Raw genomic sequence first — 17,659 nt, forward strand, 5'->3', positions numbered from 1 at the left:
TCCTTCCGAATTGATATAAATTTCATAATTTATAGTTTTTTGGTTAGTTAATAGCATAAAAACTCAGTCATCTTTGACTGAGTTTTTTTGTTTTGATACATTTGGAATAGAATTTGCATTTATCTACCTTTATAATAAAACGTAAAGAATGTACTATGAAAAAGCTCATCCTCATTATATTAGCACTAACAATACTTTCTTTTGCTCCTCAAAAAGAAGATGCTTTCGATACTGGAGAATATTTCAAATTTAGAATACATTATGGATTTGTAAATGCTGGATATGCAACTCTAGAAGTTAAAGATGCGACCATAAATAATAAAAAGGTATACCACTCTGTTGGAAAGGGTTACACAACCGGAATGTCCAAATTTTTCTTCAAAGTAGAAGATTTATATGAAAGCTATTTTGACAAAGAAACGGGAAAACCATATCGTTATGTTAGAAAAATTGATGAAGGCGGTTACACCAAAAATCAAGAAGGTTTTTTTAATCAAAGTGAAAACAAAGTTTTAGTAAAAGACTATAAGCGCAAATCAGAAAAAACCATTATGGTTTCAGAAGAAGTACAGGATATTGTTTCTGCATTTTACTATTTGAGAAATCACCCAAACATTGACAAACTTAAATCAGGTGAAGCCATTACAATCGATATGTTTTTTGATGACGAAATCACAAAATTTAAGTTAAAATATGTAGGTCGTCAAGATATTACGACTAAATTTGGAACGGTTTCTACGATGGTATTCAAACCATTGGTACAAACAGGTAGAGTGTTTAAAGAAAAAGAGAGCTTAACACTTTGGATAACAGACGATGTAAACAAAGTTCCAATTAGAATTAAAGCAGATTTGGCAGTAGGATCTCTTAAGGCCGATCTCGATGAATATAAAGGATTGCAAAGTCCACTTAAAGCAAAAAAATAATGAACCCTACAGATCATTCTGAAGCAATTTTAAAAGAAATTGACCTTAAATTTCAAGCCATAAATCAAAAAACTGATGTTCAATTAGAAGGATTGCTTTGGGCTAAACCAATCACTTACTGGGATTACATTCAAACTGATGCACTATTAAATTTACAAATTCAGCGCACTACACTTCCTGATGAAATGGTTTTTATTATGTACCATCAGGTAAACGAATTAATCTTTAAAATGATCTTGTGGGAAATTGATCAGATAGCAGAAACAGAAAACATTCAGGTTGATTTTTTCAGTGAAAGATTATCAAGAATTACAAGATATTTTGATATGCTTACCAATTCGTTCAGCATTATGGAAAATGGAATGGAAGTAGATCAATACATGAAATTCAGAAACACGCTTACTCCTGCCAGCGGATTCCAGAGTGCACAATATAGAATGATCGAATTTGCGTCGACTGATGTTATAAATTTAACAGACCGCAGATACAAAGCAAACTTTGATGAAAATACCGATTTAGAAACCAGCTTTGAACACCTTTATTGGCAAGCTGCCGGAAAAGATTATCACACTGGCGAAAAATCATATTTGTTGAATGAATTTGAAAAGAAATATAAAGAGCAGTTTTTAAGACAAATGGCATCGTTTAAAACAAAAAACATTTGGCAAAAATTTACTCAATTACCAGTCGAAGATCAGCAAAATCCAGAACTGATTGCTGCAATGCGCCATTACGACAAAACAGTAAATATTACTTGGGTAATGCAACACCTTAATACTGCAAGAAAATACATCTTAGAAAGCGGAAAAGGCAATGGCGAAGCTACAGGCGGAAGCGATTGGCAAAAATATATGCACCCAAAATACCAAAGACGCATCTTTTTTCCTAAATTGTGGACCGAAGAAGAATTGTCCAATTGGGGAAATGAAACTGATGTCTAATTTCACCACAAAAAATTTATAAAGTTTGAAAAAAGCAGTCGTAATTTTAATTGTCTTGTTTTCTATTTTTTCATGTAAAAAAGAAGAAGAAAAAGTAGAAGCAAAAATTACTAAACCAGCAACCAAAAAAATAGAATTCGGTTTTAATTACGCAGACTTTAATATTGTTAATGACACTATTTCAAAAGGAGATTCTTTTGGCTCCATTCTTCAAAGCCAAAATATTGGAGACAAAAAAGTAAATGAGATTGTTGAACAGGTAAAAGATTCTTTCAATGTCAGAAGCATTCGTTATGGCAAACCATTTACTTTACTTCGTTCTAAAAACAAAACCAATAATCTTCAGGTTTTTATCTATCAGCCAGATGCTTTAAGTTATTATGTTATAGATTTAAGAGACAGCATTGCAAAAGCTTATAAAAAAATAAAACCTGTCACTTTAAAACGAAAAATGATTGGCGGAGTTTTAAAAAGTTCATTATCCGAAACTTTAGGAAATGAAAGTGTAGAAACCGCTTTGGCAAGCAGAATTACAAAAGTATTTTCTTGGTCTATTGACTTCTTCAAACTAAAAAAAGGAGATCGCTATGGATTAATTTTCACAGAACGTTTCATTAACGGAAAAACGTATGACGGAGTTGAAGATCTTGAAGCCGCATTTTTTGAATATAAAGGCAAAATCGTTTATGCTTTTCCTTTTGAAAGAGACACTACTTCTGGAAAGATTGAATATTATGACGATCAAGGAAAAACGCTTAAAAACTTCTTCCTAAAAACGCCAATCAAATTCAGCCGAATCACTTCTCGATTCACCATGAATAGATTTCACCCAGTACAGCATACTTGGAAAGCACATAAAGGAACTGACTATGCGGCTCCAACAGGAACGCCAATTTCTACTACGGCATCGGGAGTTGTAGAAACTACTGGATATACAGCAGGAAACGGAAACTTTGTAAAAGTAAAACACAACGGAACCTACTCTACCCAATATTTACATATGTCTAAAATTTTGGTTCGTCGCGGACAACGTGTTACGCAAGGCCAGACAATTGGTTTGGTTGGAAGTACAGGTTTAGCTTCTGGTCCGCACGTTTGCTATCGTTTCTGGAAAAACGGCGTACAAGTTGATGCACTTCGTCTGAATCTACCAACAGGAGAATCTTTGACAGGAAATGACAGAACTCGCTTTATGACTCAGATTGAACCTTTGAAAAGAGAATTGGATAGCATTGGAAATTTGTAAGAATAAATCTTTATTTTAGCAAAAAATAAAACCAACAAGCAATTCTATATGAAATTCAAAAACTTACTTCTGCTTCTTACTTTGGCAGTAAATTTTTCTTTTGCCCAAAACAACATTAAAATAACTAACATTTACGGAAGTAAGAATAGTGAAATTCAGAATTTACTTGATTTTGAAAAAATATATCTTGAGCAGTTCTATTTTGAAGGAAAAGATTTAAAAGGAAAACAATATGTTATCAATCTACAAGAATTTTCAGATGGCAAACTTGTAAATACATCTTTACTTTTTGACGGAAGAGAAACTGATTATTTCAAAATAAAATCAAATAAAGAGTCTCTTACTTTTCTATTTAAGATAGCCGATGGAAAATTAAAGACTTATATCAGAGGTGTAAGATTTGGAAGTAAAAAATCGTACTTTAATCTAAAAAGTGATTCTGACGATTATACCTTAAAAGATTTTTTTGGAAATAAAACAGAATTGAATATTGACGCCAATCAAGAAACACCAATCCTTGCTATTATTACTCCAACTAAACATGCAGACGGAAGTGCTTCTTACTGCGAAGTAGTTCAGTCAAACGTTAAACCAGAAAATCTTGGAACACATTTTAATATTCCGCATTATTTCTTAGTTACAATTCAATTCAAATAAGAAACAGTCATGAAAAATGAACGCCTCAAAACCATGTATCATGAAACTTTTTCTGGTTTAAAATTATTTTATAGAGATACAAATCTTCCTGAAAATTTAATTTTAAATTATAAAGTAGGTCAAATTATTCAAGAAAAAGGTTTTACCGACATGAGTTCGATTGGCGGAGGCCTTTCTGGAAATTTCAGATATTTGATTGCAAGCGCGCATGCCAAAGATTTGTCAAAATTTAATCCTGACTCGGCAAAAATTGGTCATTATCTTTTAGACTCGATTGCTTATTTTAAAGTATTGGACATTCAGAAAATTGGTGACAAAACACAAATTTTTCTTCTGAATATTCCAGACAATTCGATTTCACTTTTCAAAAATTCATCTTCAAACTTAGAAGAAGAAATTATAGAAAAAGCTCAAAAACGCTTTCGCGAAAAAATCGATATTGACTTAATTCCAGAATTACAAACTGAAAATTGGAAAGAAAGAACAAAATCTCCAATTGGAATGAGTGATAATGGTGAATTATTTTTTGACGATTCTAAGATTAAAACTGAATCTCCAAAAAGAATTGATGTCGATGTTTCGAAGAAAATCATAGAAATCAATAAAAAGCCTTGGTGGAAATTTTGGTAAGCAAACTTTTTAATTATTAAGAATATCTTTTTCTAAATTCAGAAGGATTCATTCCTTTATGCTTTTTAAAGACTTTATTTAAATGGCTTTCATCAGAAAAATTTAATTCGTCTGCAATTTCATTAATTCGCATATCGCTATTTAAAAGTCTGGCTTCAATTAATCTCAATTTATAGTTTGCAATATATTCTTGCAGCGTTTCACCCGTTTGCTTCTTAAAATATTTACCCAAATAATTAAGCGTGATATTAAAATGGTCGCTTATTTTTTCTGATTTTAATTCTTTTGGATTGTAAATGTTCTCTTGAATATAATGCAAAATTTCGAGAACCATTTCTCCGGTTTTTTCTTTAATATTCTTCGGAAGTTTCAAAGCAATATTTCTCGCAACAATTGTAATAATTGTATTCACAATCTGCTCAATAATCTTTTGATGGTAAATCTGCTGGTTGCTTAATTCACCGATTATGTTGTCAATTAACGAAGCGATTAAAGGTTTATCAATTTGATTTTTCAAAATGCACCCTGGGCGATGGCTTGCATTTTGAAGAATATATTCCATTCGCAAAACGGCTTCAGATTGCCCATTTTGAGAATTCGCTTTTACGTAATATTCATTAAATCGAAGAAAAAAGAATTTTGTTGGCGTTATAATCTCAAATGAATGCACATCTTGTGGCGTTACCAAAAACATATTCCCTTTTCGGTACTGAAATGTATTGTTATTAATTACCTGAATTCCTGTTCCATCAACAATATAAATCAATTCAAAGAAATTGTTTTTCCGAATTGTTTTCGGAAACTGCGCCAGTTCTTTAAAATCAACTTCGAAAGGAAGATACAAATTTGTGTTTGTCATTATGTAAAAATACAATTTTAGTACCAATAAGTACAATTTCCAGCGAGCGTTAACTTCCTAATTTTGTTTCAGATAACAAACTAAAAATCTGCAAAATGAAAATACTTTTAATTGGCGCAAATGGAGAAATTGGTAAAATACTACATCCGGCTTTTGCAAAAAAACATGAAATAATTTCGGCTGGAAGAAACAGCGGAGATTTCAGAATCGATTTATCAGATTCAAATTCGATTGAAAAATTATTTGAAGAAGTAAAAAACATTGATGCTTGTATTTGTGTTGCGGGCGATTGCTACACAGGTAATTTGCTTTCGCTTGACGAAAAAAAATTAAACATCGGCATTCAGAACAAATTGCTTGGACAAATTAATCTGGTTTTAATTGGCCAAAAATACTTAAACGATAATGGATCATTTACACTCACTTCAGGAAAAATGGGCGACAAACCTGTGAAAAACAATATAAGCAAAGCTATTGTAAATGGCGGAATCAACAGTTTTGTTCTGGCAACTTCGTTGGAATTGGAAAGAGGAATCAGAATAAATGCCATTAGTCCAGCAAAAGTCTCGGATATTCCGACAGAAGATCTAATAAATGCTTATGCGAAGAGTATTGAAGAAACTATAAATGGAGAAATTATTAAAGTAAACTATTAAACTTTCAAAAGATGAAAAACGCAATTTTGATTCTACTGCTTTTGATTTTAAATTCAATTTATGCTCAAAACAAATCTAATTTTTCGGGTTCATGGACTTTGGCTTCGGTTGAAAACACCAATTCTGACGGAACCAAAACGCTTCCGTATGATACAAATCCGAAGGGCTTTTTGTTCTTTGATGAAAAAGGAAATTATGCCATTCAGATTTATAAAGATAAAAGGGCAAAAATTGCTTCTGGAGATAAAAATAAATGCACTCCCGAAGAAAACGCAGCAATTGTACAAGGAAGCAATTCGCATTTTGGCGAATATGAAATTGACGAAACAAATAAGACTATAACTTTTAAAATAAAAACGGCATCTTTTCCAAATTGGGAAAGCACGATTCAAAAGAGATCTTACACTTTTACAAACAATGAACTTAAATATGCGGTGACCAATACTACCCAAGGCGGAAAATCGGTAACAGCCGAAGTTGTCTGGAAAAAGTTATGACTTACATTTCATAAAACGTTTTCGTAACTAATTGTTATATAATTGCAAACCGTCATCCTTTTAAAAGTTATTTCAGTATTTTTGTGTTTCAGAAAACAAACTCAATTATAGATAAAAATGGCTTTAAACACAACAAACCCAACTGGGACTGAAGCGTGGAAAAATCTACAAAACCACTATAACGCAATTCACGAAACCACAATACAAGAATTGTTTCAACAAGATAGTGCGCGTGCTGAAAAATTCAACTTGCAATGGAATGATTTTTTAGTAGATTATTCAAAAAATAATATTAGTCAGGAAACGGTTTCGCTATTATTAGAATTAGCAAACTCGATTGGATTGAAAGATGCAATTGCACAATATTTTGGTGGAGAATTAATCAATCAAACAGAAAATCGCGCCGTTTTACATACAGCATTACGCGCTCCAGAATCTGCAGTTATTAAAGTAGATGGAGAAAATGTAATTCCTGAAGTTTACGAAGTAAAAAATAAAATCAAAAACTTTACTCAAGAAGTAATTTCTGGAGAAAGAAAAGGATATACCGGAAAAGCTTTTACTGATATTGTAAATATTGGAATTGGCGGTTCTGACCTTGGTCCTGTTATGGCTGTTGAAGCTTTGCAGTTTTACAAAAACCACTTGAGTACACATTTCGTTTCGAATGTTGACGGTGACCACGTAAATGAAGTCATCAAAAAACTAAATCCAGAAACAACACTTTTTGTAATTGTTTCTAAAACTTTTACCACCCAAGAAACGCTTTCAAATTCTGAGACTATTAAAGAATGGTTCTTAAAATCGGCTACTCAAGAAGATATTGCAAAACACTTTGTTGCCGTTTCTACAAACATTCAAAAAGTAACTGAGTTTGGAATTAACCCAAATAATGTTTTCCCAATGTGGGATTGGGTTGGAGGAAGATTTTCTTTATGGAGTGCAGTTGGTCTAAGCATTGCATTGGCAGTTGGTTTTGACAATTATAATGATTTATTAAGTGGTGCATATGAAATGGATGAACATTTCAAATCGGCAGAATTTGATGAAAACATTCCTGTTATTTTAGCTTTATTAAGCGTTTGGTATAATAATTTCTTTGGAGCAGAAAGTGAAGCTTTGATTCCATACACGCAATATCTGCACAAACTTGCCCCTTATTTGCAACAAGCATTTATGGAAAGTAACGGAAAAAGTGTTGGTCGTGACGGAAAACCTGTAAACTATCAAACAGGAACAATTATTTGGGGAGAACCAGGAACTAATTCTCAACATGCTTTCTTCCAATTGATTCACCAAGGAACAAAATTGATCCCGACTGATTTTGTTGGTTTTGTAAAACCGCTTTACGGAAACGAAGATCATCATGATAAATTGATGTCAAACTTTTTTGCTCAGACTGAAGCTTTAATGAACGGAAAAACTCCAGCTCAGGTTCAGGCAGAATTTGACAAACAAGGATTTGCGACTGAAAAAGCATCATATTTATTACCTTTTAAAGTCTTCACTGGAAACAAACCAACGAATACTATTTTGATTCAAAAACTTACTCCAAAAAGCTTAGGATCATTGATCGCATTATATGAGCATAAGATTTTTGTTCAAGGCGTTATCTGGAACATTTTCAGTTTTGACCAATGGGGCGTTGAATTGGGTAAACAGTTGGCAAATTCTATCTTAGATGAAATCAATTCTAAGACTGTTAAGAATCACGATAGCTCAACTACGTTTTTGTTAAATCATTTCTTAAAAAATAAATAGAAACATTTTTTTAAATATTCTCTAACTTTTGAAACGTCCTAATTTCTAGTAAAATTAGGACGTTTTTTACATAAAATACCGACAAAAAGCAGAATTATCCGCCAATTTGCCCGTTTCTACTTACAGCATCACTCAAATAATTACATATTTAACAAAAAAGCTCTCGATAAATTCAAGAAAACAATATTTTTTTTAAAGAAAAAAGAAAAATTCATTTTAATGCGCAGCACAAAAGACAAAACTGCTTTTTCTTAACATTTCGATAACATTATCTGAGTTATTTGTTATAATTTTGCCAAAAACAATAAACTCAATAACAAAATGAAGAAAATGAAAAATTGGTTACTGACTGGACTATTTTTTATGATAGTTTCGACCGTATTTTCTCAAGGAAAAGTTACTGGTAAAATTACCGACGGAACAGGTGGATTACCAGGAGCAAATGTAGTGATCAAAGGATCTACTACAGGAACTTCAACAGACTTTGATGGTAAATTTACTCTTACTACACCATCAAGCACAGGAGAGATTGTAATCTCTTTTTTAGGTTATGACAACCAAACTGTAAAATTTACCGTATCAAACGGGGGAACTACAGACTTAGGAACTATGACTTTAGTAGCTTCTAATTCAAACGAATTAGGCGAAGTTGTAGTAATGGGTAAGGGAATTATCGACTTAGCCAAAGACAGAAAAACTCCTATCGCAGTTTCTACAATTAAAGCAGCTGAAATTCAAGCTAAAATTGGTACTGCAGACATTACACAAACAATGGTAAATACTCCATCTGTTTATGTTGCTGGTCAATCTGGAGGTTACGGAGATTCAAGAATTAGTGTTCGTGGATTTGCTCAAGATAACACAGCATTCTTATTAAACGGTCAACCAATCAACGGAATGGAAGATGGTAAAGTATACTGGTCTAACTGGTCTGGGTTATCTGATATTGCAAATGCAGTTCAAATCCAAAGAGGTTTAGGATCATCAAAATTAGCTATCTCTTCTGTAGGAGGTACTGTAAACTTCATTACAAAAGCTACTGAAAAAAGCGAGGGCGGTTTTGTTTCTTTAGGAGTTGCTAACGATAACTACTTCAAAACTACAGCTGCCTACAACACAGGTATGAGCAAAAGCGGATGGGGAACCAGCGTAATGCTTACTCACTGGCAAGGTGACGGATACAATGACGGAACAAGAGGTGAAGGTCAAACTTACTTCGTTTCTGTTGGATATAAAGCTAATGACAAACACAGTTTCAACTTCTTGTTAACTGGTGCTCCACAATGGCATGATCAAAACTTTACAAAATCTATTGACAGTTATTTAAAATACGGAAGAAAGTATAACAATAACTGGGGTACTCAAAACGGAGAATATAAATCTGAAAGAACAAACTACTACCACAAACCAGTTGCTAACTTAAACTGGGATTATGATATTAGCGATAAAACACAACTTTCTACCGTATTATACGGATCATGGGGAAGAGGTGGAGGAACCGGAAGCTACGGTACTAAACCGCCAACTCCTGCTGGAGGTCAAATTAATTTTGATGGAATAGTTGCTAGTAACGAAGGGATAGTTGACGGCAAAGGAAACGCTGATGGTAGAAGTACAAACGGTGCTTATGTAATTAGAGCTAGTGTTAACAACCACGCTTGGTATGGATTAGTATCTAACTTAAAAAACCAACTTACTGATAATTTAGCTTTAAATGTTGGTCTTGACTTAAGAACTTACAAAGGAACGCATTTTAGACAAGTTTCTGATTTCATGGGATTATCAAGCTGGACTGATACAAGAAACCTTAAGGATGGTAATAGTACCCCAACTGGTATTATGAAAAGTAATTATGTTACAGAAACTGGAAGAGCATTACCTTGGCCAGCAACTTTCAACACAATTGCAGAAGATCAAAGAATCGATTATGACTACGGAGAAACTATTTCTTACGGTGGTGTATTTAGCCAGTTAGAATATTCAAATAATAACTTCTCTGCTTTCTTCCAAGGATCACTTTCAAATCAATCTCATAGTAGAGTTGACAGATTTGATTACTTACCAGAAAACCAAGACTCTAAAAAAGTTAATAACGTAGGATACAACGTAAAAGGAGGAACTAGCTATAAATTTGCTGAACAACACACAGTTTATGCAAATGCTGGTTATTACAGCCGTCAACCATACCACGATAACATCTATTTGAACTTTACAAATGCTGTTAATCCATTAACAGAAAACGAAAAAATATTTGGTCTTGAAGCTGGATATACTTTCTCTTCAAAAATAGTAACTGCAAGTGTTAATGCTTATAGAACTTCTTGGAAAGACAGAGTTACAACAACATCTACAACTGCACTTGCTGCTGACGTTATCAAATATCCTTCGTTACAATTAGGTGATTTAATCTACAAAACTAATGAAGGTGTTGAACAAGTTCACACTGGTGTAGAGTTAGATTTCGTAGCAAAACCAACTCACAATCTTAATTTAACAGGATTCCTTTCGATTGGAGACTGGCAATATAAAGGCAATGTAGTAACTACAATAAGAGACGAAAGCTTATCTACTTTAGATCAGACACAACAAGATGTTGATGGTGGAAAAGTTGGAGACGGTGCTCAAGTTACTTACGGTTTAGGATTCAGATATGAATTCGTTAAAAACCTTTCTATCGACGCTGATTGGAGATATTATGATAAATTATACTCAAATGTTGGTGCTGTAAAAAACAACTTAGAGTTACCAAGCTATGATTTAGTTGACTCAGGTATCTCATACAAATTGTTTATTGGAAAAGGAAAACACGATTCTATCGGATTTAGAGTAAATGTTAACAACGTATTTGATGAAGTTTATTTATCTGAATTAACTACTGCTACAGCTACAACAGCAACTTCTACAAATTATAAAGGAATCAATGTTGCAAATACTGGTTTCTTTGGTTTAGGAAGAACTTGGAACTTTAGTTTACGTTACAACTTCTAATATTTAGATTCTAAATAAATAATAAAAACGGCATTGACTTTTAAGTTTAATGCCGTTTTTTTATAGCCTTTTTTGTTATATTTGTTTTTGAACAAAAAACACCCCTTATGTATAATTTTCTACAAAAATTTCACTCTGGCTGGGCATACTTAGCATTGCTTCTTCTACTAGTAGCTGTTGTTAACGCAATTATCGGAGTAACTTCAAAAAAAGAATTTACAGCTAAAGATCGTAAAATCGCTTTATTTGCTTTAATTGGCACACACACTCAATTATTGATTGGTTTAATCTTATATTTTGTTTCTCCGCTTGGAAAAGCAGCCTTTGGACAAATGTCTAATGCAGAACTAAGATTAACATCATTAGAGCACCCTCTAATTAACATTATTGCTATCATCCTAATCACTATCGGATGGTCTAAACATAAAAAATTAGTTAATAGCGAAGCTAAATTTAAAACCTTTGCTATTTTTTACACATTAGGATTATTGCTTATTTTAAGTAGAATTCCATGGAACCTTTGGTTCTAAAAAATACCAATTAAAAGCCCTTCATCAGGGCTTTTTTTATCTCGGCATATTATTTGTACAAACTCCCCCCAAGTCTGAAAAAAAATAACCCATGAGAAATAAAACAAAAATTTTATTCGCCACAATCGCTTTAACCTTAATTAGCGGCTTTACCTACATGATAAGCCAGACCAAACCTACAACAGAACCTAAAATTATTCAAGATACTGTTAAGAATGTAAAGCCAACAATTATCCCATTGCCGGATTCTGTTTTTACTGACAAAGGTTTAAAACTTAGACCATACAAAAAAAACGCTCATGCCTCCTACTATGCAGATCGTTTTAATGGAAAAAGAACCGCTAACGGAAGCCGATTCAACAACAACAGCTACACAGCAGCTCACAAAAAACTTCCTTTTGGAACTAGAGTAAAAGTAACCAATGAAGCCAATGGCAAATTTGTTATCGTAAAAATTACAGACCGCGGTCCATTTGTAAAAACCCGCGAAATCGATTTGTCTAAAAGAGCTTTTATGGATATTACCAAAAGCAAAGGTGCCGGAGCAATGAAGGTTACCATCGAAACCATAATAGAATAAAAAAATTCCCGCTTAAAGCGGGAATTTTTATTTAAACGAATTTTTTTATTGACATTATAACTCCAGTATGAAGCCCTTCATGAAAATTATTAAAATCTAAGGCACCTTGAATATGGCGAAGTGTAAATCCGATACTAGTAGTGTATTCATGATAATTAACAAACAGACCACTTTCAAAATCATTTTTTGTTTTTTCTAATGTTGTTGAAAGCAACGTTCTAATCTCATCAACCTCAGCTTGAGAAACATCCCCTTCGGGTTTAGTCCCTTTTTTATATTTGTTAACGAAATCTTCAGAAACCATTGTTGGAAGACCAGATAATTTATAGACCAAAACCTGTTGCGAAGAAATACAATGGCCCATATTCCAAATAATATTATTGCTGAAACCATCTGGAATTTTGTTTAATTGTTCTAATGAATGACTATCTAAGATTTTCAATAGAACTTCTCTAATTGTTTTTTGTACATCAAAAACTGAACTCATAATTTTATTTTTTTTCTAAAATTAGTCATTTTTAAGTTTTAAATGGATTTTCTTTGCATTCTAACAAATCCATAAAAAAATGAACAAAATATATTATTTATCATCTTGTGATACCTGCAGAAAAATCATCAAAAGTTTACCTGAAAACAATTTAGTTTTTCAAGATATTAAACAAGATCCAATTACAGAACAACAATTGGAAGAAATGCACAAACTAGCAGGAAGTTACGAAGCATTATTTAGCAAAAAAGCACAGTTATACAAGTCAATGGGACTTAAAGACCAAGCTTTAACAGAAGCGGATTTTAAAAAATACATTCTGGAACATTACACTTTCTTAAGTCGTCCAGTTTTTATTATTGATGGCAAAATATACATTGGCAACAGCCAAAAAAATGTAGCCGAAGTGATAAATGCTCTGAGTTAAAAAGCTATTTTTTTTCTTGTTAAACCGAAAACTGCTACTGAACACTAATTTCCAACTAAATAGAGCAAACTTTTATTTATCTTTGCGCCTTTATACTCAATTATATGATACAATCTATGACAGGGTTTGGCAAAGCTTCTTTGCAATTGCCTACAAAAAAAATTACCGTTGAAGTAAAATCCCTAAACAGTAAAGGTTTAGATTTGAATGTAAGAATGCCATCGGTTTACCGTGAATTGGAACTTGGTTTACGAACTCTCATTTCGACCAAACTGGAAAGAGGTAAAATCGATTTTGCAATTTATGTAGAAAGCACTGCAGAGCAGACTTCAACCAAAGTAAATGTACCTGTTGTAAAAAATTATATTACACAATTAAAAGAAGTAAATCCCGATGCTGACGAAACTGAATTAATGAAAATGGCCGTGCGTATGCCAGATACATTAAAAACAGAACGCGAAGAAATTGATGAAAATGATTGGGAGCAAATTCAGGTAATTATTGACGAAGCACTTCAAAACATCTTAAATTTCAGAAAAGATGAAGGAGAAGCACTTGAAAAAGAATTCAATTTCCGAATTGGAAACATTCGCCAATATATGAACGATACATTGGCACTTGATCCAGAGCGTATACAAGCTATAAAAGATCGTTTGCAAACTGCAATTTCAGAATTGCAAGTTAATGTTGACGAAAATCGTTTTGAGCAGGAATTAATCTATTATTTAGAAAAATTAGATATTACAGAAGAAAAAGTACGTTTAGGAAATCATTTAGATTACTTCTTGGAAACTTTAAATGGTTCTGAAGCTAACGGAAGAAAACTTGGTTTTATCACTCAGGAAATGGGTCGTGAAATTAATACTATGGGTTCTAAATCTAATCATGCTCAAATGCAGAAATTGGTCGTGATGATGAAAGATGAATTAGAGAAAATCAAGGAGCAAGTATTGAATGTTCTGTAAAAGCCATAAGCTAAAAACAAAATCAATTAAAGTCTAAGGCCTTCTGCCTAAAGCTTAAAGCATACACAATGAACAAAGGAAAATTAATTGTTTTTTCGGCACCCTCAGGCTCAGGAAAAACAACTATCGTAAAACATTTATTAGGACAAGAAGATTTAAATCTTGAATTTTCGATTTCGGCAGCATCGCGTGCACCACGCGGTGAAGAAGTACACGGAAAGGATTATTATTTCATTTCGCTAGAAGAATTCAAAAAGCACATTAAAGCTGAGGATTTCTTAGAATGGGAAGAAGTTTACCGCGACAATTTCTATGGCACTTTAAAATCGGAGATTGAAAGAATCTGGGCTTTGGGAAAAAATGTCATTTTTGATATTGACGTGGTTGGCGGTCTTCGCATTAAACATAAATTTCCAGAAGAAACTTTAGCTGTTTTTGTTAAACCTCCTAGTGTTGACGAATTAAAACGCCGATTAAAACAACGTTCTACAGAAAGTGAAGACAAAATTAATATGCGTATTGCAAAAGCTTCAGTTGAATTGGCAACTGCTCCTCAATTTGATACCATTATTAAAAACTACGATTTAGATACTGCTAAAGAAGAAGCATATCAATTAGTGAAAGAGTTCGTAAATAAGTAATTTTATTACGCAAAGATTCACAAAGACAAACACGGAGATTCGCAAAAGGTTTTTTAAACTTTGCGAATCTTTGTGCTATCTTAGCGACTCTCTGCGAAACTATAAAAAATGAAAATAGGTCTTTACTTCGGAACATATAATCCTATACATGTTGGTCATTTGATCATTGCCAATCATATGGCTGAGTTTGCCGATTTAGATCAGATCTGGATGGTTGTTACGCCACATAATCCGTTAAAAAAGAAAGCGACTTTGTTAGACGACCAGCAACGACTTCAAATGGTTTATCTGGCAACAAAAGATTATCCGAAAATAAAACCATCGGATATTGAATTTAAATTGCCTCAACCAAGCTATACAGTGATTACACTCGCTCATTTACAAGAGAAATATCCAAATCATGAATTTTCTTTAATAATGGGTGAAGACAATTTGAAAACGCTTCACAAATGGAGAAATTATGAAGTGATTCTTGAAAATCATGATATCTATGTATATCCAAGAATTTCTGACGAACCTGAAAATGTCGAATTAAAATCGCATCCCAAAATTCATGTAATCGATGCGCCGATAGTAGAGATTTCTTCTACTTTTATTCGAAACAGCATTAAAGAAGGTAAAAATATTCAGCCTTTATTACCGCCGAAGGTTTGGGAATATATAGATCATAATAATTTTTATAAGAAATAAAGAATTTAAAAATTTGAATTGCCTCCAGTTTTAACTGGAGGTTTTTTGTTATTCTCGAAAGAATAATCCTACGCAATCTTGTCATTTCGACGAAGGAGAAATCTTCGCAAGTAGCTCCATATAGTAAAACGCCAATCTTTGTAGAGTTTCTTGCGAAGATTTCTCCTTCGTCGAAATGACAAAACAAAACGCAAAAAACTCAAATCATAAAAAAAGCCTGAATTTTAAATTCAGGCTTTTTGCTATAATTAAGCTTCTATGCTCACTTCGCTTTTTACTCTCGTTCTGATTTCGCTCAGTGATTGATCAACTAAAAGTTTTCCGTCTCTAAAAACTTCTTTCAATTCACCTTGTTTTTCTTCCTCCCAAGAAACATTATCAGTTAAATGATACTTGCCGTCGATTAAATCAATTTTCATCAATCCTTTGGCAGATTTTTTCGTTCCGTCATCTGTAATCGGATCTTTGAAGATTGCTCTTCCCTCTCCGTTTACTTCTCCGTAAGTTGCTTTCATCGCAAATCCGAAAGTATCTCTAGTATTGTATTGATACGTGAAAGATCCAATTCCTAAAACCACATTCGTAGAAGCAAATCCTTTTTCTTTTAATCTTTCGCAGATTTGAGTGGCTCTTGCTACTGTAATACTATCTCCATAAATCGCTCCAATTTGCGGAACCAATTCTTTGAATCCTTTAGCATTTGTTGTACCGCCAAAAACATCCCAAAGCAATTCGATAACTCCTTTTTTCTCCTGTTCTGTTTTTCCGTTTGGATTTCCGCAGATAATATCAACTGGATCACCGCTATCAGGACGAATTACTACTTTGCCTTCTCTTGCAACGATATCTTCTCTCAATCTTGGCAAATAATCAGTTAAAACTTTCCATAAATCCCACGTGTCAGAAACAATAGAAACAATTCCTTTTGGATATACTTCTGTAATTAATCTTTTGAAAGTTTCATACTCACCTTCTGTCGTTCCCATACACATTACAGAATGCTCTGTCGCAGCTACTGAACCCGCCACTAATTCTTGATCTGAATCGGCTTTGTAATATTCTTCTAAGAAATCAATCGCAGGAATTGTATCAGATCCTGTGAAGCTCAACAAATGTCCAGCTGCAGAAGTTAAAGCCGCTTCAATTCCGCCCATTCCTCTCATTGAGAAATCGTGTGCCTGCCAGTCTACAAATTCTGGAACAGATGAAGTTTGGTCTGCATATTTATCTAAGACTTTTCTATATTCTTTTGCAATTGTAGCAGAATTGCAAGGAAGCCAGATCACTGCAGAAAGTAAGGTTTCGAAATAATTTGTCAACCAGAAAAATTCTGGAATTGTATTATACATTGTAAACATTGGCACTCTCAACGGCACGCTTGCTCCTTCTGGCAAAGCTTTAAAGACCATCGGAATATATCCCAAATCGTGTAAATCTTCGATATGTTTAGTTCCAACTTGATTTTCACCTAAATAATTATTGATTCTACGAGCGTATTTAGCCACAACTTCTTCTTTTGATTTTTTAAAGAAATACTCTTCAAAATCATGAATAATATATTTTTTGATGAAATACTGCAATCCGAAAAATACAACCTCATCCAATCCTTCAATTCTTGATTTACGAGGCGTCCAATTAGAATATACTAATGTTGTTCCGTTTGGATATTGTCTTCTGTGGTCAACTTTGTAACCATCGGTTAATAATAGTGGGTTCATATATTTTTATTTTAATAAATTTTGAATTAGTTCATCCAATGTTTTAAACTGTTCTACTGAATATCTCTCACATACAATATCGATGTTTCCTTTTCTCCAAAAATTTTCCTCTACAACTACTTTCATTTTATTAGTTTGAGCATAAAGTCCAAATTCTAGTAACGATATGGGTGACATTGTATTCTCTGCAAAAAACATAATAATTATATCTGCTTTTTCTAATGCATTAAGTTCCCAATTGACTTGCTCTTTAAAATTAGGATTTTCTATGGTTTGTGACCAGCTGCTATCCCATTCATTTCTTCTTGGATTAAAAACAACAAATTGATCTTGCAGTAATTCTTCGCATTTTTTCTGCCAATCAACCGCTTTATCCATCTCTATAGAACCTGCTAAGAAAATGGTTTTTAAATCAATTTGCAAGGGAATTTCTTCTGGTGCTTTATAAATTTTCTTCATG

19 protein-coding genes are annotated in these 17,659 nt (G+C 33.1%); 15 read left to right on the forward strand and 4 right to left on the reverse strand.

The annotated features are described in order from the left end of the window. Positions 1–155: 155 nt before the first annotated feature. From ACNRYB_RS03295 to ACNRYB_RS03315, 5 genes are read left to right on the forward strand one after another with little or no spacing between them, the layout of a single operon-like run. A complete protein-coding gene (locus ACNRYB_RS03295) occupies positions 156–926 on the forward strand; it encodes a DUF3108 domain-containing protein (RefSeq protein WP_129746667.1) in 771 nt (256 codons plus the stop codon). Continuing rightward, positions 926–1,867, forward strand: a complete 942-nt coding sequence (locus ACNRYB_RS03300; protein ID WP_129746668.1) for a tryptophan 2,3-dioxygenase family protein — start codon at positions 926–928, stop codon at positions 1,865–1,867. Before ACNRYB_RS03295 ends, ACNRYB_RS03300 begins: the two co-directional genes overlap by 1 nt. Before the next feature lie 25 nt (positions 1,868–1,892). Beyond that, positions 1,893–3,113: a peptidoglycan DD-metalloendopeptidase family protein gene (locus tag ACNRYB_RS03305; RefSeq protein WP_473729218.1), complete on the forward strand. Its 1,221-nt coding sequence runs from the start codon at positions 1,893–1,895 to the stop codon at positions 3,111–3,113. 48 nt (positions 3,114–3,161) lie between these two features. After that, positions 3,162–3,770: a hypothetical protein gene (locus ACNRYB_RS03310; protein WP_473729219.1), complete on the forward strand. Its 609-nt coding sequence runs from the start codon at positions 3,162–3,164 to the stop codon at positions 3,768–3,770. A 9-nt stretch (positions 3,771–3,779) separates the two neighbouring features. Next, positions 3,780–4,400: a hypothetical protein gene (locus tag ACNRYB_RS03315; protein ID WP_129746671.1), complete on the forward strand. Its 621-nt coding sequence runs from the start codon at positions 3,780–3,782 to the stop codon at positions 4,398–4,400. Between the two features lie 16 nt (positions 4,401–4,416). Here ACNRYB_RS03315 and ACNRYB_RS03320 read toward each other — a convergent pair whose 3' ends face one another. Further along, the gene (locus tag ACNRYB_RS03320; RefSeq protein WP_473729220.1) at positions 4,417–5,259 is read right to left on the reverse strand and encodes an AraC family transcriptional regulator; all 843 of its coding nucleotides are present in this window, start codon (positions 5,257–5,259) and stop codon (positions 4,417–4,419) included. 95 nt (positions 5,260–5,354) lie between these two features. Between ACNRYB_RS03320 and ACNRYB_RS03325 the strand changes: the two genes are divergently transcribed. The 6 genes from ACNRYB_RS03325 (at position 5,355) to ACNRYB_RS03350 (ending at position 12,271) form a co-directional block, all read left to right on the forward strand. Then, positions 5,355–5,915, forward strand: a complete 561-nt coding sequence (locus ACNRYB_RS03325) for a short chain dehydrogenase (protein ID WP_129746673.1) — start codon at positions 5,355–5,357, stop codon at positions 5,913–5,915. Between the two features lie 11 nt (positions 5,916–5,926). Beyond that, a complete protein-coding gene (locus ACNRYB_RS03330) occupies positions 5,927–6,412 on the forward strand; it encodes a lipocalin-like domain-containing protein (RefSeq protein WP_473729221.1) in 486 nt (161 codons plus the stop codon). A 117-nt stretch (positions 6,413–6,529) separates the two neighbouring features. After that, positions 6,530–8,173, forward strand: coding sequence for a glucose-6-phosphate isomerase (pgi, locus tag ACNRYB_RS03335; RefSeq protein ID WP_473729222.1), 1,644 nt, complete (start codon positions 6,530–6,532; stop codon positions 8,171–8,173). Between the two features lie 330 nt (positions 8,174–8,503). Next, complete coding sequence (locus tag ACNRYB_RS03340) at positions 8,504–11,161, forward strand: TonB-dependent receptor (protein WP_473729223.1); 2,658 nt, start codon at positions 8,504–8,506, stop codon at positions 11,159–11,161. 107 nt (positions 11,162–11,268) lie between these two features. Beyond that, positions 11,269–11,691, forward strand: a complete 423-nt coding sequence (locus ACNRYB_RS03345) for a hypothetical protein (RefSeq protein WP_129746677.1) — start codon at positions 11,269–11,271, stop codon at positions 11,689–11,691. 91 nt (positions 11,692–11,782) lie between these two features. Continuing rightward, on the forward strand, positions 11,783–12,271 hold the full coding sequence (locus ACNRYB_RS03350) for a septal ring lytic transglycosylase RlpA family protein (RefSeq protein WP_129746678.1): 489 nt from the start codon (positions 11,783–11,785) through the stop codon (positions 12,269–12,271). Between the two features lie 31 nt (positions 12,272–12,302). Here the strand turns inward: ACNRYB_RS03350 and ACNRYB_RS03355 are convergent, their stop codons facing one another. Further along, on the reverse strand, positions 12,303–12,758 hold the full coding sequence (locus ACNRYB_RS03355; protein ID WP_354590875.1) for a DinB family protein: 456 nt from the start codon (positions 12,756–12,758) through the stop codon (positions 12,303–12,305). Positions 12,759–12,837: 79 nt separating this feature from the next. Here ACNRYB_RS03355 and ACNRYB_RS03360 point away from each other — a divergent pair, with 79 nt between their 5' ends. The 4 genes from ACNRYB_RS03360 (at position 12,838) to nadD (ending at position 15,481) form a co-directional block, all read left to right on the forward strand. After that, positions 12,838–13,185, forward strand: a complete 348-nt coding sequence (locus ACNRYB_RS03360; RefSeq protein WP_129746680.1) for an arsenate reductase family protein — start codon at positions 12,838–12,840, stop codon at positions 13,183–13,185. Between the two features lie 104 nt (positions 13,186–13,289). Next, complete coding sequence (locus ACNRYB_RS03365; RefSeq protein WP_473729224.1) at positions 13,290–14,150, forward strand: YicC/YloC family endoribonuclease; 861 nt, start codon at positions 13,290–13,292, stop codon at positions 14,148–14,150. A 68-nt stretch (positions 14,151–14,218) separates the two neighbouring features. After that, positions 14,219–14,791 carry a guanylate kinase gene (gene gmk / locus ACNRYB_RS03370; protein ID WP_008465369.1) on the forward strand — a complete coding sequence of 191 codons (573 nt, stop codon included), beginning with the start codon at positions 14,219–14,221 and terminating at the stop codon, positions 14,789–14,791. A 108-nt stretch (positions 14,792–14,899) separates the two neighbouring features. Then, positions 14,900–15,481, forward strand: coding sequence for a nicotinate (nicotinamide) nucleotide adenylyltransferase (gene nadD, locus ACNRYB_RS03375; protein ID WP_473729225.1), 582 nt, complete (start codon positions 14,900–14,902; stop codon positions 15,479–15,481). A 248-nt stretch (positions 15,482–15,729) separates the two neighbouring features. Here the strand turns inward: nadD and ACNRYB_RS03380 are convergent, their stop codons facing one another. Together ACNRYB_RS03380 and ACNRYB_RS03385 are read right to left on the reverse strand one after the other, a co-directional pair. Next, entirely contained in the window at positions 15,730–17,199 is a 1,470-nt protein-coding gene (locus tag ACNRYB_RS03380; RefSeq protein ID WP_473729226.1) for a nicotinate phosphoribosyltransferase, read from the reverse strand. Between the two features lie 6 nt (positions 17,200–17,205). Further along, positions 17,206–17,658 carry a nucleoside 2-deoxyribosyltransferase domain-containing protein gene (locus tag ACNRYB_RS03385; RefSeq protein WP_473729227.1) on the reverse strand — a complete coding sequence of 151 codons (453 nt, stop codon included), beginning with the start codon at positions 17,656–17,658 and terminating at the stop codon, positions 17,206–17,208. Position 17,659: the final 1 nt, after the last annotated feature.

It is taken from the genome of Flavobacterium sp. CR10 (assembly GCF_055814415.1).